Here is a 22,804-nt window from a genome sequence, read left to right on the forward strand (position 1 = left end):
GTCCCGTATCAATTGCGCGCGGCCCCTAACACCTTCCACCGCCCTCCGCCATGCGGCGCGGGACGGAGATGAACCGTCACGACGAAACGCCGCTGCCAAGGCGCGCCAGCACCCAGTCGGCGCGGGCCGGCACCGGCATCCGGGGCACCGGTTCCACGCAATATCCCAGTTGCTCGCAAGCCCGGACGAGCCTGTCATACTCGGCGACAGCCTCGTCGAAGCCATGGAGACGGTCTCCGTCATTGCGGAAGATTTCCGGCCAGGGCGGCGTCATGAAGACGCGGCGGTGATAGCGTTCGGCTCCGCAGGTGTACGCCGCAGGGATGCCGGCCGCATGTTCCAGCGCCACCGCCGCATCGATCAGCCCGCGATCGAAGAACACCGTGCCCGGCAGATCCGCCGCCTGCCTGCGGTCCTCCAATGCCATCGCGACCGCGCGCCGGGCGAAGGCGGTGGGATCGATCCACGGCAAGGCCGCGCCGCCGGTCAACCGCTCCTGCGCAACGATCCGGCGCCCAGGCTCCGCCACCACTGCGAAGCCGCGCCGTTCCAGTTCGTCAAGCAGGGTCGACTTGCCGCCGCCGGAGCAGCCGGAAAGCACTACAAAACGGTCCATTACACCTCTTTGTGATCATAGCGGCAGCACTCGGACGGGATTTTCCCTTCATTCCGACGCAAAACGGTTCGGCTTCCTACCCAAGCGGATAATTGACGACCGGGCGCGAAAACGCGAGATCGAACCGCCCATGGAGGATGGACATGAAGGTCTACACGCTCAAGTTTCTCGAAGACGGCATCGGCCTTGCCAAGCGCCTCGAGTTTTCGGCTCCCGATATTGCCGGCGCCTTGATCATCGCTCATCAGCAGGCGGCTCGGCGCAGCGCGGAGCTTTGGGAAGGCGCAAGGAAGCTCTGCACCATCCGGCGCGTGGCCCAGAATCTGGAAATTACCGGGTTGGCCTGATCGCGGACAGACAAGACCCATGAGCCTGCGGGGCGGTGATCTTGCCGCCTTGGCGTTTCCAGCCTTGGCATCATGGGTTAGTCTCGGGCCTCCACACCGCGCCGCGGAGGCCCCATGAGCACGATCGAGACGCGCGAATACCAGATGTTTCCGGTCCTGTCGGCGAGCGAGCTGTCTCTCGCCCGGCATTTCGCCAGCGGGCCGGAACGCCGCTTCGCCGCCGGAGAGACCGTCTACGCCATCGGCGATACGCAGGCGCCGACCTGGCTGGTACTGGAAGGCACGATCGAAGTGCAGCGACGGGATGGCCTGAACCGGGCTGCCCGCATCACTACCCACGGCGCCGGCCAGTTCAGCGGGGAAATCAATCAGTTGTCCGGCCGCCCGACGATCGCCGGCGGAACCGCCGGACCGGACGGCTGCACCGCCGTGCCGATCGACGACGTTCATTTGCGCGCGCTCATGATCGGTTCGGCGGAACTCGGCGAAAAGGTCATGCGCGCGCTGATCCTGCGCCGGGTCGGCCTGATCGAGGAAGGCGGCGCCGGCCCGATCATCATCGGCATTCCGCAAAGCGCGGAAGTGCTGCGCCTGCAGGAATTCCTCCGCCGCAGCGGCTACCCCTCGCTGGTTCTGGATGCGACCCGGGACGAGGAAGGCAAGGCCATGGTCGAACGCCTCGGCGTGGGGCCATCGGAATATCCGCTGGTGGTCTGCCCCAGCGGATCGATCCTGCGCGCACCGCACGAGGAGGATCTGGCCGCCTGCCTTGGCCTGACCTCGCACATCGATTCGGACGTGCTGCACGACGTTGCGATCGTCGGCGCGGGGCCGGCGGGGCTGGCCGCAGCGGTCTATGCCGCGTCGGAAGGGCTTTCCGTGGTCGTGCTCGATTCGCGCAGCATGGGCGGACAGGCCGGTGCTTCTGCGCGGATCGAGAACTATCTGGGCTTCCCCACCGGCATCTCAGGCCACGCACTCGCCGGCCGCGCGTTCAACCAGGCGCTGAAGTTCGGCGCCCGGATCGCCATTCCCGTCTCTGTCGAAGCGCTGATGCCGGAAGAGGAGAACTTGCGCATCACCATGTCCGCAGGGCGCTGCGTGAAGGCGCGAACCGTGGTGGTCGCATCCGGCGCGCGTTATCGCCGGCTTCCCATCCAGGGCCTCGAACGCTTCGAAGGCACGGGCATCTCCTACTGGGTCTCTCCCATAGAGGCCCGGATTTGCGCGGGTGAGGAAGTGGCGCTGGTCGGCGGCGGCAACTCCGCCGGGCAGGCCGTGGTCTATCTGGCGCCGCAAGTGAAGCGCCTGCATCTGATCGTGCGGCGGCCACTGGAACAGACGATGTCGCGTTACCTGATAGAGCGGATTGCCGAACTGCCGAACGTGGAAATCCACGTGGGCGCGGAAGTCATCGCGGTGGACGGGCAGGAGGACGGCACGCTGGCCACCATCGACATCCGCTGCGGCGACGGCGTGGTCCGCCAGCGCGACTTGCGCCACATGTTCCTGTTCATCGGCGCCGATCCCAATTCGGACTGGCTTCCGGCCGAGGTCGAGAAGGATGGGAACGGCTTCGTCGTCACCGGCGCGGCGCAGCCGCTGGAAACCGCCATGCCGGGCGTCTTCGCGATCGGCGACGTACGCGCCGGATCCACCAAGCGCGTTGCCGCCGCCGTCGGTGAAGGCGCGGCGGTCGTCTCGCAGATCCATGCCCTTCTTGCCCGAAAGGCCGTGCCATGAGTTCCTGCCCGCATAGTTCGACGATCAACACGGTCACGCCCAGCGCGCGCGGCTGTGAGGAGTGCCTGAAGACGGGCAGCTTCTGGGTCCATCTGCGCCTGTGCCGCAGCTGCGGCCATGTCGGCTGTTGCGACGATTCCCCGAACCGCCACGCCAGCGCCCATTTCCATGCGACGCACCACCCGATCATCGAGGGTTATGATCCGCCCGAAGGCTGGGGCTGGTGCTATGTGGATCGGGTGGAGGTAGACCTGCCGGACCAGACGCCGCAGCTTGGACCGATTCCCCGGTTCTTCTAGGCCCTCTTCCCTCCGCGCGAATCCATCACCATCTTCGCGCCAAGGAGAACAGTTCATGCCCACCTACCAGAAGTCCGCCGAAGCGATCGCGCGCCTGACGCCGGAACAGTTCCACGTCACCCAGCACAGCGGCACCGAACGGCCCGGCAGCGGAGAATATCTCTACAACAAGAAGCCGGGCATCTACGTCGACATCGTTTCGGGCGAACCCCTTTTCGCCTCTTCCGACAAGTACGAATCCGGTTGCGGCTGGCCCAGTTTCACCCGGCCGATCGAGCCGGCCAACGTGAACAACCTGGTCGACCACACCCACGGCATGACGCGCACCGAAGTGCGTTCCGCCCATGGCGACAGCCACCTTGGCCACGTGTTCGAGGATGGCCCGCTCGATCGCGGCGGCCTGCGCTATTGCATCAATTCGGCCTCGCTCCGCTTCGTTCCGCGCGAAGAGATGGAGGACCAGGGCTATGGCGCCTATCTCGATCAGGTCGAAGACATCGGCTGATCGGGATACCGAATGCGACCGCCGTTCGCCGCGGCGGTCGCGCAGGCTTGCGCGGGTCATGGATATCCCGTGCCGACCTTGGGATTCTTCCCGATTCCCTCACGTGAAGAATTCTGGAAAGCCATCCAGGCAGAACCTTTTCTGCACGATCGCATCGGCGAAAAGCCGAGCGTTTCCCCTCGCCGTGACGTGAACGGCGTGCCGATGCGACAAGCTCGGATGCATGATGATGGCAGATCGGCCCTATATGGAACGCCGCGCCCGTAATCGGGTGATCGGCATGGTGTTCGCCTGCGCGTCCTTGACGGGGCTGCTTCCCAGCGGATGCTCCGGGCCGAAAGACCAGACGAAAACGCCCGAGCACAAGGAAACCGCGACAGCCGCAGCCGGCGATGCCGCTCCGACATACGAACTGGGCCTGCCGCCCGACATGCGCAAACTGGTGGACATCAAGTTCACCGGCGACTTCGATGCGCTGATCGCCCGGCGCCTCATTCGCGTGGGCGTGCCGTTCAACCGCACCTTCTACTTCATCGACAAGGGCGTGCAGCGCGGCCTGTCTTACGAATATCTCACCATGCTGGAGCAGGAACTCAACAAGCGGCAACCGCCCGGCTCGCTGAAAATCCACGTCGTGCCGATCCCGATGCCGCGCGACGCGCTACTGCCTGCCCTGCGCGACGGCCGCGTGGACATGGTGATCGCGCAATTGACGATCACGCCCGAACGCCAGAGCCAGATCGATTTCACCAACCCCACGCGCACGGGCATTTCGGAAGTCCTCATCACCGGACCGGGCGCCGCGCCAGTTCACTCCACCGAAGACCTCGCCGGGAAGACCATCTTCGTTCGCAAGAGTTCCAGTTATTATGCCAGCCTGCAGAAGCTCAACATCGCGCTGAAGGGCGCGGGCAAGAAGCCTGTCGATATTCGCGCCGCACCGGAATCGCTTGAAGACGACGACCTGCTGGAAATGGTGAACGCCGGGCTGATTCCGGCTACGATCGTGGACGATTACCTGGCCCGGTTCTGGAAATCGGTCTTCCCCAATATCCAAATCCACGACGATATCGCCGTCCGGCGCAATGGATCGCTGGCGGTGGGAATCCGCAAGAATTCCCCGCAGATGATGGCGAACCTCAATCAGTTCATCCGGGACAAGGGGCTGGATTCCGCAATCGGGCGCGTGCTGCAGAAGAAGTATCTGCAGAACACGAATTTCGTGAAGGATGCCGCCTCGAATGCCGAACGTCAGAAGTTCCTGAACCTTGCGGAACTGTTTCACCGCTACGGCGGGCAGTACGATTTCGATTATCTGCTGATGGCCGCGCAGGGCTATCAGGAATCCCGGCTGGACAACAATGCGCACAGTCCGGTCGGCGCAGTCGGCATCATGCAGCTCATGCCGAAAACCGGCGAAACGCAAAAAGTCGGCGACATTCGCCAAGTGGAACCGAACATCCATGCCGGCGTGAAATACATGCGCTTCCTGCGTGACCGCTATTTCGAAAAGGAGCCGATGGATCCGCTGAACAAGGCTCTATTCACCTTCGCCGCCTACAACGCCGGCGCCGCCCGGATCGCACAGCTGCGCGCGATCGCCAAGGAACGCGGCCTGAATCCGAACATCTGGTTTGGCAATGTCGAACGCATCGCCATGGAAAAGATCGGATCGGAAACGACCACGTACGTCAGCAACATCTACAAGTATTACGTCGCCTACAGCCTGATCCAGGAAGCGCGGGAGCAAAAGGCAGCGGGCAAGGCCAGCATCACGGGCCACGCCACCGGAACGTAGCGAGCGCGCCCGAAACGGCCGGGAACGTTGTCTGCAGTGGATGGTTGTTTCCGGGCATGAGGTCCGTCATTCTTTCGAACATCCCTTTCCCGATGTCGTCGCCGCGGATGGCACGTAGGCCGTCGCATCCGTTGCAGGGCTGAGCAGGAGCCTTCGGATGTTGCGATCGTTTCCCGAAGGCTCGGCGGAAGGCAGCGCGGTTTGGCTGGATCTTCTATCGCCCGACGACGACGAGAAACGGGCGATCGAACAGCGCTTCGGCATCCGCATTCCCGATCTGGCCGCGCTGCGCGAGATTGAATCCTCCAGCCGCCTGCGCGTCGACGGCCAGATTCTCTACATGAGCGCGCCGTTGATCGGCGGCATCAACACCGGACACTGGCAACTGGCACCGGCGGGCTTCATCCTTACCCCCGATGTCCTGGTGACCGTGCACTATGCGGAGCTCTTGCCGTTCGACTCCGTTGCGAACGCCGTCCGCAATGCGCCCGATCTCACGCCGGGCTCTGCACTTGCGTCCTTGCTGGAAGACATCGTGGACCGCGACGCAGACCACCTGGAACACGCTTCGGAAATGGTCTCCCAGGCATCGCAGGCGCTGTTCTTCGAAGAGACGTTCCGATCCCGTCTGGGCAAGGAGACCCGCAAGATTCGCGAGATCATGCGCGACATGGGCCAGGCCAGCGATCGCGCCTCCCGCGTACGCTACACGTTCCTGAGCATCGGCCGCATGGTGAGTTTCGTCCTCGATCGCTGCACGCCGGAACTCGATCAGGCGCTGCGGGATCGTCTAGAGGCCGTCCAGCACGACATCGCATCGCTGGACGAGTTCGAGACGAGCCTGGGCGGCCGGATCCAACTGCTGCAGGACGCGGCGACCGCCTTCATCAGCATCGAGCAGAACGACGTGGTCAAAGTCCTGACGGTCGCCTCGGTAGTGGGAATACCGCCGGTTTTGGTGGTCGGCGTCTACGGCATGAACTTTCATGTCATGCCCGAACTGGCCTGGCCGCTGGGCTATCCCTTCGCGCTCATTCTCTGCCTGCTCTCCGCCCTTGTGCCCTACCTGTGGTTCAAATGGCGGGACTGGATCTGAGCAGGCCCGATTGCGGGACCTGAGCCGATGCCTATCGTGTTTCGGGAAAACCGACGTGATTTTTGGGAAACTGGCTGGGGCGGCAGGATTCGAACCTGCGAATGCCGGTACCAAAAACCGGTGCCTTACCACTTGGCGACGCCCCAGCAGGGATTGCGCGCTTAGCGGGTTAGCGGCGCGGTGAAAAGAGGCTTTGGGAGAAGTTTTCCGCAGGATCCTTCGCTCCGGAATTTTCCGCCCCGGCAACGCGCGCGTCGCGGTGCGGCAGCGGCGTGCCGATTCCTGCCGACATCATGGCAATTCCCGCCGCCTGTGCTGCCGCGCTGGGCGTCGAGGTTCCGACTTGCGACCAGTCGCTGCCGATCGCTTGCGCGCCGGATGCGCTGGATCGCCACACGGCATCGGCATTGACGCGGGCCCAGTCGGTGAGTTCCCGGCGTTCGGGCCCTTCCGCCATGTCGTCCAGCAGATGGCCGAGGTGAAACGCGAAGACGCCCTTGAAGATCAGCCCGTCCGAACCGATGGGAACCGGCTCTTTCAGGACACCCTCCGGCGTCGAAAGCCGGCGCGCGGCGGCGATGGCGGTCTTCGCAGCGACGATGCGGTAACGGTTGTCGCCGGTAATCGTCGTCAAATCGCTGAGCCCGCCCAGCAGCACGCCCTGGTTGTACGTGAAATAGGGCTGTCCATTGTTGCGGCATTGTGCGTCCAGCCCGTCATTGACCAGGCCGTCCGGGCCGATCATCGAGGAGTGTTCGAACCAGTTCCACGTGCGCAGCGCCCAGTCGCGATAGCCCGGCTCTCCGGTTGCCAGAAACATTTGGGTGGATGCGTAAAGCAGCAGTTCGTTGGTGATCGCGTTCTTGTAGGTACGCGCCGGATCCCACCACAGACCGCCCCCGCAGCGGTCGTCCCAATAGGTGCTGACAAGGCGCTGATACGTGGAGGCCGCATAGTCCATCAGCGCGGGATCGCGGTCGGCCTGCCAGGCGTGAATGCTGGCAACGACGGCCCAGAGCGCATCGTCGTTGAGATAAAGGCCGGCGCGGTTGCGCACGGCGGCGGCAATCTTGTCGTGCAACCGGCGATCGCCGGTCCGGCGCTGATAGTCGAGCAAGGCGTCGACCACGACGAAGCGCTGCCATGCCTCGATCCCGTTCCAATCGGCGGGCTTGCCCCATTGCGTATCGAGATAGTCGACCGCCATACGGGTCCGGTCCGGCCATGCCGCGTCTGGCTGCGGGGATGGGGCCGCCGCCTGAGCAATTGCCGGCGCCGCCATCAGCGCCATGAGCAGGCCGGGCAGTCCGCGCAACAGCGCGCGCCGCATCCCGAAAGCAGACCCCGTGCGCATCAGACGCCGTACCTCGAAAACGTCAACCGAGAATTCCTGTAATCCAGACCACAGCCGATCATGGCCGCCTGAGCGCCTCCATAACAGACCCGCGCCGATCTGCGAGCCCTCCCTGCCGATAACGCCGATCGCAGGCGCGCTGCCCATCTGCTTGACTCGCGCGCGCCCCACCAACAGACCCAGAGGTCAAGACAATGCGGGAGCGGAGCATGGACGAAAACGCGGCTGACCGGCCAGCGCACGTGTGCAGCGCTATCGCCGCCGGCATCTATCTGGAAGGGCTGGCGGTCGATCATGATCGCAATGCGATCTGGTACAGCGATGTGATCGGCGGCGGCATTCATGGCGTAAGGCCGGATGGGACCGCGATCGCCGCGCTCAACCCCGCGCGCATGTGGACCGGCGGGGTCATGATGAACGCCGACGGCTGCATCCTCTCCAGCGGGCAAGGCGGGATCATGTGGAATGACCCGGCTTCCGGTCGATCGGGCTGGCTGATCGATACCCTGGGCGACCGCCCCGTGAACGGCATCAACGAGATGGTTTCGGATGGGACCGGCGGCATCCTGTTCGGCACCATCGACATTGCCAGCGTGATTGCCGGAAACTCGCCGGAAACCACGGAAATCTACCGGCTGACGGCGGATCGGACAATCACGCGCGTCGCCGACGGCATCGGCTTCTCCAACGGTGTGATGTTCGATCCCGCCCGCCGCTACCTCTATTGCAACGACACCTTCCGCGGCACCTGGAGGTTCGACCTTGCCGCCGACTTCACCGTGACGGAGCGCCGTCTGCTGCTGGAGAAGGAAGACGCCGATGGCATGGCGCTCGACAGCGAAGGCAACCTCTGGCTTACCGGCTTCCGATCCCGCCATCTGACCTGCCTTGCGCCGGACGGCCGCGAACTGGCGCGCCTCGATCTTGAAAAGGGCTCGATCACGCAGCTCCGCTTTGGCGGTGCCGACATGCGCGATCTCTATTTTAACTCGGTGCCGGCCGATGGCGGAGATACCTTGAAGGAGGGCGGCGAGATCACCGCACGCAACTCCCACCTCTATCGCACCCGCGCGCCGATCGCTGGGATGCGGCTGGAACCGGCGCGATTTGCGTTGGATTAGCCCGGTATAGCGGTCATCCTAATATGTTAGAGGATGAAGGAGCTACCCTTCCACAGCACGCTGACCCTGCCCCCATCCGCCTCCTTGTGCAGCGCGGCGAGGTCCAGTTTGAATTCAAGGTCTTCGCTGGGCGTCTGGACGCGCGGGTTCCCCGTCCAGTAGATCACCCGGCAAGTCCGCCGAACGATACGCCAGCCTTCCGGTGTGCGGGTCCATTCATCGTCGTAATAGCCGCTGCCGTCCCAGACGGGCGGCTCGCCTGCCGCATAGCGGATCAGGCGCCATTGCCCGTAAGTCATCGAAAAGGCGCTGTTTCCTTCCACTCGGACGAGGTGATTGCTCATCATGTGCTGGGTGGCGTCGAACAATGCGTGAAAGGCACCGAACGCATCCTTGAAGGCACCTAACTCGCTCCAGCACGACCCGGGGCCGTAATCGACGGCGGCGAAGGGCAGAAAGATCTGATCGAACAGATCCCACCGCCGGGTATCCATGGCGAGCCCGTAGAGATTGAGCCGTTCGACGATGTCCTCACGGTCCGCCATGGTGCCCTTCCCCCTTACAGCGGCAGCGAGACCGTGGCGGTGCCCTTCAGGATCGTCGCGCCGTCCTGCGTCGTCATCCGGGTTTCGACCGTGACCACCGGCATGCCGAACTCGCTGGTCTCCTGCTTGTCGACCACGGTGGCGTCCACATAGGTCACGTCGCCTTCGAAGGCGGGGCTGCGGAACTGGGTTTTCGAGTGCCAGATATAGCCCTCATGCCCGGCCCAGTAGGCCACCGTGTCGAGGTGCCATGCATTCATCGACGATCCGTAGCCATAGGCGCCGCCCATGCCGACCTTCTCGGCCTTTTCCGGGTTGATGTGGCCGGAACTGGGGCCATGGAACAGTCCGTCCGCCTGACGAGGATCGATCTTGCGCGCTTCGAAATCGTAAGTCATGTCGCCGCCGAAGCCGGCGTCTTCCTGCGCCGGATCATAGACGCCCTCGGGCACATTCCAGCGCCAGGTGCCCCAGATGTTCTGCCGGTGCGCGCGGCATTCCAGCGCGAACGTGACGCGGCTGTGCGGCCCGATCACCCGGCGCGGCAGCGCATCGCCCACGTTCACCGCGCTCCAGCGCGGAGAAATCCCCTCGCGGCCGGACTTGATCCAGTCCAGCCGGATCTTGGCCACTTCGTCCAGTTCCGCCTTGGTCCAGAGCTTCGGCGCGCGGCTTTCCTTGTCGTAGACCTTGCGCTTGTTCGCTTCCTCCACGAGGTAGCGGATCGAGGTCGCCCGCTCCTTGGCAACGAGGGCGCCGTGCTGGTTGCGGTGCACGGTATCGCCATCGGCGAACATCGTCGGCCCGGCAAAGCCCGTTTCGGCAATGCGATAGCCGGCGAAGGTGCGTTCCTGCGTCAGCTTGTCTCCGGGGCGGACGGGACTGCCATAGAACCACCACTCCTCACCCGCGAAGATCAGGTGAGAGCCGGGAATCTTGCCCACGCAGGACGGGTGGCAGCCGTGGCCATAGTCCATCGCCACGGTGAAGCTCTGCGGCGCGACGATGCCGCCGAACTTGCTGGCGCGCGCGAAATTCTCGTCCCAGTGCAAGGGGTTGGCATAGTCCATCGCCTGTGCCCAGCGGCGGATGTCGGTGGCGTTGCAGGGGTCCCAGAACTCCGCGAAGATGACGGGCTTGCCCACCCACTTGTCGACGTCGCTGGTGTCCAGCACCACATCCCCTTCGGCCATTTCACTCTCTCCGCATGCTTGTTTGGGTGACGGTCTTCCACTGCCGTTCGTCGCTCGCCTGTCCGAAGGTGCAGCCTGATCGGCAATCGGCGCAAGCATGATGCGGCCATCGCGTGGGAGCGATACTTGCCGCCCACCCGCAATCTCTCCGCGCGGGCGCCTGCCGAGTTGCGCTAGCCCTTGGCGCAAATACGAATCGTGCCGGGAGACCATTGATGAAGATCGACACCACGCTTGCCGCCGTCGTTACCGGCGGCGCATCGGGCCTTGGCCGGGCGAGCGCCAAGGCTCTGGCCGATGCCGGCGTGAAAGTGGCCGTGTTCGACATCAGCGAGGAAGCGGGCGAGGCCTTCGCGGCCGAGATCGGCGGCGTGTTCTGCAAGGTGAACATCCTTGACGAAGACAGCGTGGAGGCCGGCTTTGCCAAGGCCCGCGCCGCGCATGGGCAGGAACGCGTGGTGGTACACTGCGCGGTGGTCGCCGGTGGCGGCAAGACCGTTTCGTTCGACAAGGCCACCGGCGCCTACAAGCGCGCGCCGACCGAGCAGATCGCCAAGTCGGCCGACGGCATCTTCACCGCATCCTACCGCGTCGCCTCCATCGCGGCGCTCGGCATGGCCAATTCCGATCCCATCAATGACGATGGCGAGCGTGGCTGCATCATCCTCACTTCCTCCGCCGCATCGCAGGACGGGCAGATCGGCCAGGTCGCCTATGGCGGCGGCAAGGGCGCGGTAAACGCCATGGTGCTGCCGATGGCGCGCGACCTGATGGACCTTGGCATTCGCGTCAATGCCATCCTGCCCGGCACTTTCGCCACGCCGCCGATGCTGCGGGTGAAGGAGATGAACGAGGCGGTCTACGAAGGGCTGGGCAAGGCCGTGCCCTTCCCCAAGCGCCTGGGCAATCCGGATGAGTTCGCCTCGCTGGTGCTGGAACTGACGCGCAACACCTACTTCAACGGCCAGTGCATCCGGCTTGATGGCGGCATCCGCATGCCGCCGAAGTAAGCGGCGGCCCCTACCAATCACATCGTCGCCCCCGCGAAGGCGGGGGCCCCGCTTCCTTCTGCCTCCGCGGAGAAGAACAAGCGGGATCCCCGCCTTCGCGGGGATGACGGGGTGTTTTGGCGATTGGTTTGAGCGAGGTTGAGAAGAATTTCCCCGCCCCTCGCTTGAGAATCGCCGGACATAATTCCAGAGCGCTCCGCAACTGGAGGCTCGCACACAATGCAGAATGTCATCGATTTCGTAATGGAACTGGACCGGCTCAAGGCCGTCACCCGCAAGGTGAAGCCGATCGGGCTGGACCGTTACGAAAACTCGGCCGAGCATAGCTGGCAGATCGCGCTCTTTGCGGTGGCGCTGGCGCCCTATGCCGTGGGCACGCCGGATATCGGTCGCGTCATGGCGATGCTGCTGGTCCACGACATCGGCGAGATCGAGACCGGCGATGTCATGGTGTTCTTCGAGGAAGGCCTGGCAGACCGCAAGCAGGCCGAACGCGCGGCGATCGACCGGATTTTCGGCATCCTGCCCGAGGCCGAGGCGGATTACCTGCGCGGCCTGTGGATCGAGTTCGAGGAAGAACAGACCGCCGAGGCCCGCTTCGCCCACGCCATCGACCGCGCCATGCCGGCGCTGCTGAACTTGCGCAACGAGGGCCAGAGCTGGCGGGAGAACGGCATCAGTCATGCGCGGGTGGTGAAGCGGTTGAAGCCGCAGATCAGCCTGGGCGCGCCGGCATTGTGGGATTACATGGAGCGCGAACTGGCGGTGGCTGAGGCGAAGGGCTGGTTTGGGGCCTGACCTCTCCAAGATCCTCCCCCACCGGGGGAGGTGGCAGCGCGTAGCGCTGACGGAGGGGGCTTTCGGCAGCACAGCGCCTGCCCCCTCCACCACCCTTCGGGCGGTCCCCCTCCCCCGGTGGGGGAGGAGCTTCCATCGCAATTCCTCCTTTTCTCCCAACACCCGCCTTGACTCTCCCACACCGTGAGGCCCAATCGGCGGCGATGCGACGTCCCGCCGTCAATGCCCTCAAAGCCCTGGTCGTCCGCCAGCGACGGCGCATGCGCGAAAGCGAACTGGCGTTCATCTTGCTTGCCGTCGGCGCAGGCATCGCCGCGGGCTGGCTGACCAATCTGCAGGGCTTTCTGGCCCACGCCATCCAGCAAGTGCTCTACGGCGTCACCGGCAACCGCCTGAGCGCCATCGGCGAAATCCGCCATCCGATCCGGCTGCTCGCCCTGCCCTTGGGTGGCCTCGTCCTGATCGGCATCGCCTATCTGCTGCGCCGCCGCCGCCGCGCGCCGATCGACGTTGTGGAGGCCAACGCGCTGCACAGCGGGCGGATTCCGTTCATCGATAACCTGATCATCTCCGCCCAGACCATCGTTTCCAACGGCGCCGGCGCCTCGGTCGGGCTGGAAGCAGCCTATGCCCAGATGGGCGGCGGGGTCGCCTCGGTGCTGGGGCAGTGGTTCAAGCTGCGCCGCGCGGACATGCGCACTTTGGTGGGCGCAGGTGCCGGTGCGGCGGTAGGGGCAGCGTTCGGTGCACCGCTGGCCGGCGCGTTCTACGCCTTCGAGATCGTGATCGGCACCTATACCCCGGCCGCGATCGCCCCGGTCATCGCCGCAGCCTTGGGCGCCGCCTTCATTACCCGGCAACTGGGCGTGGAGCCCTATCTGATCGCGGCGTCCAGCACCCGCGCGCTGACCACGCCGGACTATTTCATCTACGCCATCCTTGGCCTTGCCTGCGCGCTGGTGGGCATCCTGGTGATGCGGCTGGTGACCTTCATCGAGATCCATGTCCAGAAACTCACCCGCATCGCGAAGTGGCGCCCGCTGATCGGCGGGCTGCTGCTGATGCCGCTGGCATGGCTTTCGCCGCAGTCGCTCTCCGCCGGGCACGGGGCCATGCACCTCAACCTGGCCATGCAGCCGGCGATCCAGTTCCTGCTGATGGTGCTGGCATTGAAGATCATGGCTTCCGTCATCTCGCTCAGCTTCGGCTTTCGCGGCGGTCTGTTCTTCGCCTCGCTGTTCCTCGGCTCGCTGGTCGGGCTGATCTTTGCCGACGCGGTGCAGATGCTGCCGTTCGGTATCGAGCTGGACCCCACGCAGTCCGCACTGGTTGGCATGGCGGGCGTGGCCGTCTCCATCGTCGGAGGGCCGATGACCTTGGCGCTGCTGATCCTGGAGACCACGCACGACTTCGCGCTGATGGGCGTGGTGCTGACCGCCTCGCTCGTTTCCAGCGCCTTCACGCGGGAGACGTTCGGCTATTCGTTCTCCACCTGGCGGCTGCATATTCGCGGTTCGATCATCCGGTCCCCGCGCGACATCGGCTGGATGCTCAGCCTTACGGCCGGGCGGATCATGCGCACCGACTGGGTTTCGGCGCCGGCCAACCTGCCCCTCTCCGAATTCCGTGCGCGGGTGCCGCTGGGCTCCGCCAGCAAGGCCATCCTGCTGGACGTGGACGAGCGCTATGCCGGGATCGTCACCACCGCCTCGGCCTGGAACCCCAATCTCGATCCCGAGACCGAGGTGGGCACTTTGGCGACCTTGACCGAAACCACCCTCGCCCCGGCGACCGACATTCGTGCGATGATCAAGGCTTTCGACATTGCCGTGGCGGACGAACTCGCGGTGGTGGACGGCGTGGCCAAAGTCGTCGGCGTGGTGACCGAGCGCCATGCGAGGCGGCGGTACTTCGAGGAAATCGAGGCGTCCCAGCGCGAGCTGTTCGGCGAAAGCTGACCTAGATCCTCCCCCACCGGGGGAGGTGGCAGCGCGCAGCGCTGACGGAGGGGGCTTTCGGCAGCACAGCGCCATTCCCCCTCCACCACCCTTCGGGCGGTCCCCCTCCCCGTATCGGGGAGGATCAGCTTTCTTCGCCCCGGCGATGCCTCCAGCCCCACCCTTCCCGCCCCACACCAATCGCCTTACCTAGCGATCACTAGGTAACGAGAGGAAGCCCATGCGCACCCGCATGAACCGGGAGGATCGCCGCGCCGCGATTCTCGACAGCGCCATTGCCGTGATCGGCGAACGCGGCTTTCACGGCTTTTCGATCCGCGATCTGGCGCTGCGCTGCGCGATGACCGACGCCGGACTGCTCCACCACTTCGGCTCCAAGACCGACCTGCTGCTCGCCGTACTGGACCACCGCGACGCGCAGGACGAACACGCCATCGCCGGCCTGTTTCCCAGCGATGCAGCGCCCCGCGACCGTGCGGAAATGCTGCGCGTGCTGGCCGCCATCGTCGCCCGCAATGCGGAGCGGCCCGAACTCGTGCGCCTCTACGCCATGCTGCGGGTGGAGGCGCTGGCCGCCGACCACCCAGCCCACGCCTATTTCGTCACCCGCGACCGACTGGCGCGCCGGCGTTTCGCCGAACTGTTCGCGCCCTTAAGCAGCGCGCCCGAGTGCCTCGCCCGGCAAGTGCTGGCGGCGATGGACGGGCTGGAACTGCAGTGGCTGCTGGAGGATCGCGGCTTCGACCTCGTGACGACATGGAATGAAACCGCCGACCGGCTGATCCCGTAAACCGGCGCAAACAGGGAGAGTGAAGAATGGATCGAAGGACTGTACTGGCCTCCGGACTGGCGGCCGGCGCGCTGGCCACACAGGCGGGCAAGGCCATGGCGGCGGCGCCGAAGGGCTTCCCCAAGGGCTTCCGCTGGGGCACCGCCAGCGCCGCGCATCAGGTAGAGGGCAACAATACGCTTAGCGACCTCTGGCTGGTCGAACAGGTGAAGCCGACGATGTTCATGGAGCCTTCGGGCGATGCCAACAACTCCTTCGAACTCTGGCCGCGTGACCTCGATCTGGTGAAACAGATGGGGCTCGACACTTATCGCTTCTCGATCGAATGGGCCCGGATCGAGCCGCGCCCCGGCGTGTTCTCGATCGCCATGCTCGATCACTATGCGCGGATCATCGATGGCTGCCATGCGCGCAGCCTGACGCCGATGGTGACGTTCAACCACTTCACCGTGCCCCGCTGGTTCGCCGCGCAGGGCGGCTGGACCCAGAAGGACGCGGCGGACCTCTTCGCCCGCTATTGCGACAAGGCGGCGCGGCGGCTGGCGGCGGGCATGGGCTATGCCACCACGCTGAACGAGCCGAACATGATCCACCTGGTCGACAAGGGCCTGCCGCCTCAGATGGCCGGCATGGTGAAAGCGATGAACCAGGCGGCGGGCGCGGCCTGCGGGGCCAGCAACTTCAAGAACGGCATGCTGCCCGAGCATGACGACATTCCGCTGCTGGAAGAAAACATGCTGGCCGCGCACAAGGCCGGCCGCGCCGCGATCAAGGCCGCGCGTGGCGATCTGCCGGTGGGCGTCAGCCTGACCATGAGCGACGATCAGGCCGTGGGTGCGAATTCGCAGCGCGACGCGATCCGCAAGCAGTTCTACGGTGCCTGGCTGGACCTCGCCAAGCAGGACGACTTCATCGGCGTGCAGAACTATGCGCGGGCGATCTGGAATGCCGACGGTCAGGTCCAGCCGCCCGCCGACGCGCCGCGCAATCAGATGGGCACGGAAATCTACCCCGCCTCGCTGGCCGGTGCGGTGCGCTATGCCCATGAGGCGACCGGGCGCCCGGTGATGGTAACCGAACACGGCATCGGCATCGAGGACGACGCGGTGCGCGCGAAGTTCATTCCCGAAGCGCTCGCCGGGCTGCAGCAGGTAATCGCCGATGGCGTGCCGGTGCTGGGCTATGTCCACTGGACATTGGCGGACAACTTCGAATGGGTGTTCGGCTTCAAGCACAAGTACGGCCTGTGCTCTGTCGACCGCGCGACATTTGCCCGCACACCCAAGCCGAGCGCCGCGGTGCTGGGCGCGATTGCCAAGCGCAACGCGGTGTAATCCGGCGGGCGTAGCGAAGTATAGGAAATCTGACAGAACACGCTGACGAGGGAGCCCCGCTCCCCCGTCAGCACTTCACATCACCTCCCCACGCGGGAGAGGCTTCAGTCCTTGGCGATCGGCAGCCACACGGCGCTGGCGGCATCGCCACCATAAGTCACCGTCTCGGTCGCCTTCACATAGTCGCTGGCCTTGGCCTCCATGATCGAAGGCACCCACGACTGCGGGTTGCGGTCGTAGAGCGGGAACAGGCTGGACTGCACCTGCACCATGATCTTGTGGCCCGGCAGGAACACGTGATCGACGTTCGGCAGCGACCACTGGAAGGTGTAGCCCTTGCCCGGCTCCAGCGGCTGCGGCTTGTCGAAGCCGTTCACATAGCGGCCACGGAAGATCTCGATGCCGATCCCCAGCTGATAGCCTGCCATTTCCGGATTGGCCGAGTTCTCCTGCGGATAGACGTCGATCAGCTTCACCACATAGTCGCTGTCCTGCCCGGTGGTGCTGGCGTGCAGTTCCACCTTGGGTGCGCCCATGATGTGCACCGGCTTGTCGAGCACGCCGGTGGTGTAGCTGAGCACGTCCGGACGGCCATCGACGAAACGCTGGTCGTGGACGAGCCAGGTCTTCCACTCCTCACCCTGCATATGCACCGGGCGCGGCAGCATCGGCACCGGCTTGGCCGGATCGGACACGTAGCTGTCGCTGCCGCCAGCGGGCTTCGACCACGTGAGGCCGTAATTGCCGGCAAGGTAAAGCGGCGTGTAGTTCCCCGCCGGCCACTTCTGCGAAACCTCCCAGCCGCCCTTCGCGCCCACGGCGCCGGTGGCATAGGTCAGCACCGGCGGCGTATCGCATTTGGGTGCGTTAGTCTTCAGATGGCAGTCGAGGAACGGCTTCATGTAATTGCGGCGGAACTGGGCGCCGGTATCGCCTTCCCACTTCAGCGGGCCAAGCTCGCGCGCCTCGTAATTCACCTGCGAGTGGCGCCACGGGCCGATCGCCAGCGAAACCATGTCGTTGTTCGCGTCCTGCTGCTCCAGCGCCTTGTAGACCGCCGGGGCGCCATAGCTGTCTTCCTGGTCCCACTGGCCCACGACCAGCATCGTCGGCACCGTCAGCTTGCGCGCGGCCAGCAGCTTGTCCACCGCCTGACCCTGCCACCATGCGTCATAGCTGGGATGTTCCAGCACCTTGCGCACCACCGGCAGTTGCAGCAGCCCATAGGCCTTGGCGTATTCCATCGCCGATCCGGCATCGAGATAGGCCTGATATTCGTCGCCCGTGCCCTTCGGCACCGCGCCGCCGCCCTTCTTGACCGTCTGGCCAAGGTCGTAATCGAAGCCGAACATGCGGAAGGCGCCGTTGTGGAACCAGTCGTCGCCCATCCAGCCGTCGACCATCGGGCTCTGCGGCACCGAAGCCTTGAGCGCCGGGTGCGGATCGACCAGCGCCATCAGCGAGGTGAAGCCGAGGTAGGACGATCCGGTGATGCCCACCTTGCCGTTGCTTTCCTTCACGTTCTTCACCAGCCAGTCGATGGTGTCGTACGTGTCGGTGGCGTGATCGACCTTGGTGGGGTTCAGCGGCCCACGCAGCGGCCGGTTCATCACGTAATCGCCTTCGGACCCGTCCAGCCCGCGCACGTCCTGATAGACACGGATATAGCCGTCGTTCACGAAGTCCGCATCGGCGACCGGCAGGATCTCCTCGATCTTCTGGCTGCGGTTGCGGCTGGTAGACTTGTCCGCATTGTAGGGGGTGCGGCTGAGCAGGATCGGCCCGTCGTGCGTGCCCTTGCGCATGACGATCACGGTGTAGAGCTTCTTGCCGTCGCGCATCGGGATCATCACCACGCGGCGGATGTAGTCCGCCTGCGGGCGCACCCAGTCATAGGCGGCGACCTGCTCGTTCGCCATCGTGTCGGTGTGTGCAGCAGTATCCTGCGCGGAAAGCTGCGAGGCAGCGGCGAGAGCGAGCGGCGCGGCGGCGACGCTGATGGCGATACGGTGGGTGCGAGCCCGAAGTTTTTTTGTCATGGCCGCGATTGGTGGCCCGTGCATTTCATACGGTCAAGCGGGAAGCGGACCTGGACCGGAAAACTGCCCGGCGATCATCCGCACCGCCACCTGGACGTTATGGCCTGGAACGTGGCGGCGGCCGCCGTGCTGACAGACTATTCCACGCTGGAGGGGCGGCCCGATCTCACCATGATGGTCTACAATCCCGCGACGGCGGAGATTGCCGGCCGCTTAAAGCGATTGATCGAGGAATTTACCGGGGCCGAGGCAATCTGAGAACCTCGTTCGCAGGTTATCCGTCAGTTGCCGACGCCGCGCGTCACTTGCGAGCGTTCGATATTCATGCGGTCCTCACGCTTCTGCGCGTCCCACTGGCTTTTGGTGAGGCAGACTTTCTTCACTTTCAGGCGCGATCCGATTTCTTGAATCTTCTCGCACACCACCGGATCGGCCTTATCGATCGCGGACTGCGGCGCGGCCGGTTGGGCCGCTGCGGATTGGGCCCCTGCGGATTGGGCCTTGTCGCCTTGCACGACGATGGGCGACGTGGGGGGAGCGCTGGGCGCAGGCTGGCTCTCCTGCGCCAGAGCGGAGCCCGCTGCCAGCGTGAAACCGGCCCCCAGCGCCAAAGCGGTAAAGCCCGCAAGTCCAAGAATGCGCCGCGTATAAGCTTTCATCGCCCCAGCCTTCCCATCCACACCCAGGCGATCGGCCCGCCCGGCTTTCGGAAAATCTACGACGACATTGCCGGGCCGACAAGTTCGCAGCATGGCCGCAAGCACAAACGGGCAGGAGAGCCTTCTCCCCTGCCCGCTTGGAGCATTTTCCAGTTAGGTGGAATCACCTGATGTCTCGGGAAATGCGCCAACCCAAAAACTTAGAGCGGTTTTCGATCCGATGCAGTCGGGTCGAAAACCGCTCCAATACCGGCGGATCAGGCCGCCTGCTTCTGCCTTTCGGTCGCTTCCAGGTTCAGCAGGTCCGCCAGTTCGAAAGCGAGTTCGATCGACTGCGCACCGTTGAGGCGCGGGTCGCAGTGGGTGTGGTAACGGTCCTTCAGCGCCTCGTCGGTGATGGCGATGGCGCCGCCGGTGCATTCGGTCACATCCTGGCCGGTCATCTCGATATGGATGCCGCCCGCGTGCGTGCCCTCGGCCCGGTGAACGGCGAAGAAGCCGCGCACTTCGGCAAGGATGCGCTCGTAGGGGCGGGTCTTGAAGCCGGTGTCGGTCTTGATGACGTTGCCGTGCATCGGGTCGCACGACCACACCACCGGATGCCCCTCCGCCTTCACCGCGCGCACCAGCTTGGGCAGGCCCGCCTCGACCTTGTCATAGCCGTAGCGGCTGATGAGGGTCATGCGGCCGGGTTCGCGGCCCGGGTTCAGCGTATCGAGCATGCGCAGCAGCGCGTCGGGCTCAAGGCTGGGTCCGCACTTCATGCCGATCGGGTTGCCGACGCCGCGCAGGTACTCGACGTGAGCCGATCCTTCGAAGCGGGTGCGGTCGCCGATCCACAGCATGTGGGCCGAACAGTCGTACCAGTCGCCCGTCAGCGAATCGCGGCGGGTCAGGGCTTCCTCGTAAGGCAGCAGCAGCGCTTCGTGGCTGGTGTAGAAGTCGGTACCCTGAAGCTGCGGAACCGAGGTCGGGTCCACGCCGCAAGCCGCCATGAAGTCCAGCGCCTCACCGATGCGGTCGGCCATCTGGGAGAACTTCTCACCCCAGGGGCTGCGGTTGATGTGCTCCATCGTCCACTGGTGGACCTGGCGCAGGTTCGCATAGCCGCCATGCGCGAAGGCGCGCAGCAGGTTCAGCGTGGCCGAGGACTGCGTGTAGGCGCGCAGCATACGCTCCGGATCGTTGCGACGCGCTTCGGCGTTGCCTTCGATGCCGTTGATGATGTCGCCGAAGTAGCTGGGCATCTCGACGCCATTCACCATCTCGGTCGGGGCCGAGCGCGGCTTTGCGAACTGGCCCGCCATGCGGCCCAGCTTCACCACCGGCTGCTTGCTGGCGAACGTCAGCACTACGGCCATCTGGAGCAGCACACGGAAGGAATCGCGGATATTGTCTGCGCTGAATTCGGCGAAGCTTTCCGCGCAGTCCCCACCCTGAAGCAGGAAACCGCGACCGGCAGCGACTTCGGCCAGATCCGCCTTCAGAGCACGCGCCTCGCCCGCAAAGACCAGCGGCGGAAACTTTGCAAGCGTGGCCTCAACCTCGCCCAGCTTCTCCGCATCGCCATATACCGGAAGATGGCGGGCTTCCTTAGCCTTCCAGCTTTCCGGGGTCCAATTGCTAGCCACGTTACGTACTCCTGGCGGTTCCTTCGCCCTCACTCCCCGCGCCAAATGCATGGGGCCAAACCGGCAAGAACCGCAAACAAGGGGCGCGCCATAGCCGCTCCAAGCAATTTTTGCAAAGCCGGTTTAGGCGATCAGCGTGATCGATTGCGCCCTAGCATCGGGGCGATGGGTAAGATTGTTGCCAAGGAGGCTGCAGGACTGGATGCTTTCGTTCACGACTAATCCGCCTGCGCGTCCTCAATCCGCGCACCAAATCCCGGTTCGTCGCCCCCGCGAAGGCGGGGGCCCCGCTTCCTTTTCTCCCCGCCGCAAGAACAAGCGGGATCCCCGCCTTCGCGGGGATGACGGGGCCTAGGCGGCGTTGACAAATTAAGGGTGCGAGGCTCGGCGTTTATCTGGGTTGATCGCCCGTCGCAAATTGCACGACGAAGAACAGCACTGCGCACCCGCACCAAAAGATCGCCCATGCCGTGAAGGCCCTGCGGAACGTCGATGGGTATTCCGGTTTTTGGATGAACCAGACAAAGATATAGGGGCACCAGAGCGTCAGAAAGCCCATGACCGCCAGCTTCAATGTCGATGCCTTGGGCACAGCTTCGTCTATTGGCGTGGCTATCATAGGCACCTTATCTCGGAAAGCAGCGGCTTTCGCAATCGAACCGCTGGAAAGGCGCGCAGCGATTGACGTAAGGCGATGAAGTTGATTCAAGGCTGCTTTTTGGAGGCAGGCTTGAGCAGGGGCGATCTTACCGAGGCGGAATGGCGCATCCTAAAGGACTTGCTGCCGATCGAGTCCGAGAACCGTGGCAGAGGCAGGCCGCCCGAGCAGAACCGATCGATCATCAACGGTATTCTTTGGCGGCTTCGCTGCGGTGCTCCGTGGCGCGACGTGCCGCCCAAATACGGCAGTTGGAACACGATCTATCGCCGGTTCCGGCGCTGGAGCGAAGCCGGGGTTTGGGAAATCGTGGCGGTGACGCTGGCCGAGATTATGGCGGACAGCGGCCACTACAGCATCGACAGCACAACAGTCCGCGCCCACGTCTCGGCAGCGGGCGGAAAAGGGGGACTCATCGACGCGCTCTTGGCCGCTCGCGGGGCGGGTTCACCAGTAAGCTTCACTGCCTGGCTGATGCCCTCGGGCGACCGCTTGCCTTCCACCTGACGGTCGGGGAAGCGGCAGACTGCAAGGCGTATGATGCGCTCATAGCTTTGCCCGAGCGCACGCCCGACGCCCTGCTCGCCGACAAGGGCTACGACGCCGATTCCATCCGTGCCGATCTCGCCAAGCGGAAAATCGAGGCCGTCATTCCTGGCCGGTCAAACCGCCGCGTGAAAATCGAACATGACCGGGCGCTCTACGTGCAGCGCAACCGCATTGAGCGCATGTTCGGCCACCTCAAGATCAATCGCGCCATCGCCACCCGCTACGACCAGCTTGCCAACAGCTTCCTCGGCATGGTTCATATCGCTACCGCCAGATACTGGCTCAAATTTGTCCACGCCGCCTAGTTGCGAGAGTACTCGCAAACCTCATTGCGGTGCTGCCTGAAGGCTGGGGAGGCGATAGAAGCCGCGCCCCTTTGCGCGTTCAACGCCTAGCTACTGCGCCGGATTCTAATGCATCATCGCGCGGTTTATGCGCCCAGCAATCCGATCGATGATGCTACGCATAAAATGCCAAGCACCATGTAAATGGCATCAAGGATTACGAACAACCAAAAAAAGAACCTCGGATCGTCTGCACCGCATTCCAGCTTCATATTGCTAAGAATTGTAATTTCACCGGTCCGATAGGCCCTGACCAACTGATTGGCGGACCAGATAGCCACGAACAGTCCAACGAGCGCGAGAAAAATTCTAGCGAAATCCATGTTACCCCAACACGCTCATCGGCTGAAACGCCATGGCCCCGGTACATCACCCAAATAAAACGGGGCCCAAACAAAACGGGAGGCCGAAGCCTCC

General features: G+C 64.3%; 21 protein-coding genes, 1 tRNA gene and 1 pseudogene. 14 read left to right on the forward strand and 9 right to left on the reverse strand.

The genetic code is table 11. From position 1 onward, the window contains the following. Positions 1 to 76: 76 nt before the first annotated feature. Positions 77 to 616: an AAA family ATPase gene (locus ACZ1JV_RS21190; RefSeq protein WP_465150398.1), complete on the reverse strand. Its 540-nt coding sequence runs from the start codon at positions 614 to 616 to the stop codon at positions 77 to 79. Positions 617 to 759: 143 nt separating this feature from the next. Between ACZ1JV_RS21190 and ACZ1JV_RS21195 the strand changes: the two genes are divergently transcribed. From ACZ1JV_RS21195 to ACZ1JV_RS21220, 6 genes are all read left to right on the forward strand, one after another. Then, a complete protein-coding gene (locus ACZ1JV_RS21195) occupies positions 760 to 963 on the forward strand; it encodes a hypothetical protein (protein ID WP_395332183.1) in 204 nt (67 codons plus the stop codon). 114 nt (positions 964 to 1,077) lie between these two features. Next, positions 1,078 to 2,706 carry an FAD-dependent oxidoreductase gene (locus ACZ1JV_RS21200; RefSeq protein WP_465150399.1) on the forward strand — a complete coding sequence of 543 codons (1,629 nt, stop codon included), beginning with the start codon at positions 1,078 to 1,080 and terminating at the stop codon, positions 2,704 to 2,706. Further along, on the forward strand, positions 2,703 to 3,005 hold the full coding sequence (locus ACZ1JV_RS21205) for a UBP-type zinc finger domain-containing protein (RefSeq protein WP_465135701.1): 303 nt from the start codon (positions 2,703 to 2,705) through the stop codon (positions 3,003 to 3,005). Before ACZ1JV_RS21200 ends, ACZ1JV_RS21205 begins: the two co-directional genes overlap by 4 nt. Before the next feature lie 55 nt (positions 3,006 to 3,060). Then, a complete protein-coding gene (gene msrB, locus ACZ1JV_RS21210; protein ID WP_465135702.1) occupies positions 3,061 to 3,510 on the forward strand; it encodes a peptide-methionine (R)-S-oxide reductase MsrB in 450 nt (149 codons plus the stop codon). A 223-nt stretch (positions 3,511 to 3,733) separates the two neighbouring features. Then, on the forward strand, positions 3,734 to 5,308 hold the full coding sequence (locus ACZ1JV_RS21215; protein ID WP_465150400.1) for an MltF family protein: 1,575 nt from the start codon (positions 3,734 to 3,736) through the stop codon (positions 5,306 to 5,308). Between the two features lie 157 nt (positions 5,309 to 5,465). After that, positions 5,466 to 6,404 (forward strand): magnesium transporter CorA family protein, encoded by a 939-nt coding sequence (locus tag ACZ1JV_RS21220; protein ID WP_465150401.1) that lies wholly within the window; start codon positions 5,466 to 5,468, stop codon positions 6,402 to 6,404. A 71-nt stretch (positions 6,405 to 6,475) separates the two neighbouring features. Here ACZ1JV_RS21220 and ACZ1JV_RS21225 read toward each other — a convergent pair. Continuing rightward, positions 6,476 to 6,550, reverse strand: a tRNA-Gln gene (locus ACZ1JV_RS21225). Between the two features lie 23 nt (positions 6,551 to 6,573). Continuing rightward, positions 6,574 to 7,758 carry a glycoside hydrolase family 76 protein gene (locus ACZ1JV_RS21230; RefSeq protein WP_465150402.1) on the reverse strand — a complete coding sequence of 395 codons (1,185 nt, stop codon included), beginning with the start codon at positions 7,756 to 7,758 and terminating at the stop codon, positions 6,574 to 6,576. A gap of 209 nt (positions 7,759 to 7,967) precedes the next feature. On the opposite strand from ACZ1JV_RS21230, the gene ACZ1JV_RS21235 reads away from it, so the two are divergent. Beyond that, on the forward strand, positions 7,968 to 8,879 hold the full coding sequence (locus ACZ1JV_RS21235) for an SMP-30/gluconolactonase/LRE family protein (protein WP_465150403.1): 912 nt from the start codon (positions 7,968 to 7,970) through the stop codon (positions 8,877 to 8,879). Positions 8,880 to 8,905: 26 nt separating this feature from the next. Here ACZ1JV_RS21235 and ACZ1JV_RS21240 read toward each other — a convergent pair whose 3' ends face one another. Together ACZ1JV_RS21240 and ACZ1JV_RS21245 are read right to left on the reverse strand one after the other, a co-directional pair. Beyond that, positions 8,906 to 9,424, reverse strand: a complete 519-nt coding sequence (locus ACZ1JV_RS21240) for a nuclear transport factor 2 family protein (protein WP_465150404.1) — start codon at positions 9,422 to 9,424, stop codon at positions 8,906 to 8,908. Positions 9,425 to 9,438: 14 nt separating this feature from the next. Further along, positions 9,439 to 10,617 (reverse strand): FAS1-like dehydratase domain-containing protein, encoded by a 1,179-nt coding sequence (locus tag ACZ1JV_RS21245; protein WP_465150405.1) that lies wholly within the window; start codon positions 10,615 to 10,617, stop codon positions 9,439 to 9,441. Positions 10,618 to 10,832: 215 nt separating this feature from the next. Between ACZ1JV_RS21245 and ACZ1JV_RS21250 the strand changes: the two genes are divergently transcribed. The 5 genes from ACZ1JV_RS21250 (at position 10,833) to ACZ1JV_RS21270 (ending at position 16,507) form a co-directional block, all read left to right on the forward strand. Further along, a complete protein-coding gene (locus ACZ1JV_RS21250) occupies positions 10,833 to 11,627 on the forward strand; it encodes an SDR family oxidoreductase (RefSeq protein ID WP_465150406.1) in 795 nt (264 codons plus the stop codon). Positions 11,628 to 11,846: 219 nt separating this feature from the next. After that, a complete protein-coding gene (locus ACZ1JV_RS21255; protein ID WP_465150407.1) occupies positions 11,847 to 12,425 on the forward strand; it encodes an HD domain-containing protein in 579 nt (192 codons plus the stop codon). A 203-nt stretch (positions 12,426 to 12,628) separates the two neighbouring features. Then, positions 12,629 to 14,383, forward strand: a complete 1,755-nt coding sequence (locus tag ACZ1JV_RS21260; RefSeq protein WP_465150408.1) for a chloride channel protein — start codon at positions 12,629 to 12,631, stop codon at positions 14,381 to 14,383. Between the two features lie 220 nt (positions 14,384 to 14,603). Then, complete coding sequence (locus tag ACZ1JV_RS21265; RefSeq protein WP_465150409.1) at positions 14,604 to 15,173, forward strand: TetR/AcrR family transcriptional regulator; 570 nt, start codon at positions 14,604 to 14,606, stop codon at positions 15,171 to 15,173. A 26-nt stretch (positions 15,174 to 15,199) separates the two neighbouring features. After that, positions 15,200 to 16,507 carry a glycoside hydrolase family 1 protein gene (locus tag ACZ1JV_RS21270; RefSeq protein ID WP_465150410.1) on the forward strand — a complete coding sequence of 436 codons (1,308 nt, stop codon included), beginning with the start codon at positions 15,200 to 15,202 and terminating at the stop codon, positions 16,505 to 16,507. Positions 16,508 to 16,611: 104 nt separating this feature from the next. Here the strand turns inward: ACZ1JV_RS21270 and ACZ1JV_RS21275 are convergent, their stop codons facing one another. Then, positions 16,612 to 18,546 carry a CocE/NonD family hydrolase gene (locus ACZ1JV_RS21275; protein WP_465150411.1) on the reverse strand — a complete coding sequence of 645 codons (1,935 nt, stop codon included), beginning with the start codon at positions 18,544 to 18,546 and terminating at the stop codon, positions 16,612 to 16,614. A gap of 99 nt (positions 18,547 to 18,645) precedes the next feature. On the opposite strand from ACZ1JV_RS21275, the gene ACZ1JV_RS21280 reads away from it, so the two are divergent. Next, complete coding sequence (locus tag ACZ1JV_RS21280; protein ID WP_465150412.1) at positions 18,646 to 18,804, forward strand: hypothetical protein; 159 nt, start codon at positions 18,646 to 18,648, stop codon at positions 18,802 to 18,804. A 23-nt stretch (positions 18,805 to 18,827) separates the two neighbouring features. On the opposite strand, the gene ACZ1JV_RS21285 is transcribed toward ACZ1JV_RS21280, so the two are convergent. From ACZ1JV_RS21285 to ACZ1JV_RS21295, 3 genes are all read right to left on the reverse strand, one after another. Next, on the reverse strand, positions 18,828 to 19,205 hold the full coding sequence (locus ACZ1JV_RS21285) for a hypothetical protein (RefSeq protein ID WP_465150413.1): 378 nt from the start codon (positions 19,203 to 19,205) through the stop codon (positions 18,828 to 18,830). Positions 19,206 to 19,462: 257 nt separating this feature from the next. Then, entirely contained in the window at positions 19,463 to 20,836 is a 1,374-nt protein-coding gene (locus ACZ1JV_RS21290; RefSeq protein WP_465150414.1) for a class II 3-deoxy-7-phosphoheptulonate synthase, read from the reverse strand. 391 nt (positions 20,837 to 21,227) lie between these two features. Beyond that, a complete protein-coding gene (locus ACZ1JV_RS21295) occupies positions 21,228 to 21,455 on the reverse strand; it encodes a hypothetical protein (RefSeq protein ID WP_465148548.1) in 228 nt (75 codons plus the stop codon). A 75-nt stretch (positions 21,456 to 21,530) separates the two neighbouring features. Here ACZ1JV_RS21295 and ACZ1JV_RS21300 point away from each other — a divergent pair. After that, positions 21,531 to 22,348, forward strand: a pseudogene (locus ACZ1JV_RS21300) (IS5 family transposase). Positions 22,349 to 22,804 lie beyond the last annotated feature (456 nt).

Source organism: Novosphingobium sp. BL-S-19 (genome assembly GCF_055521675.1).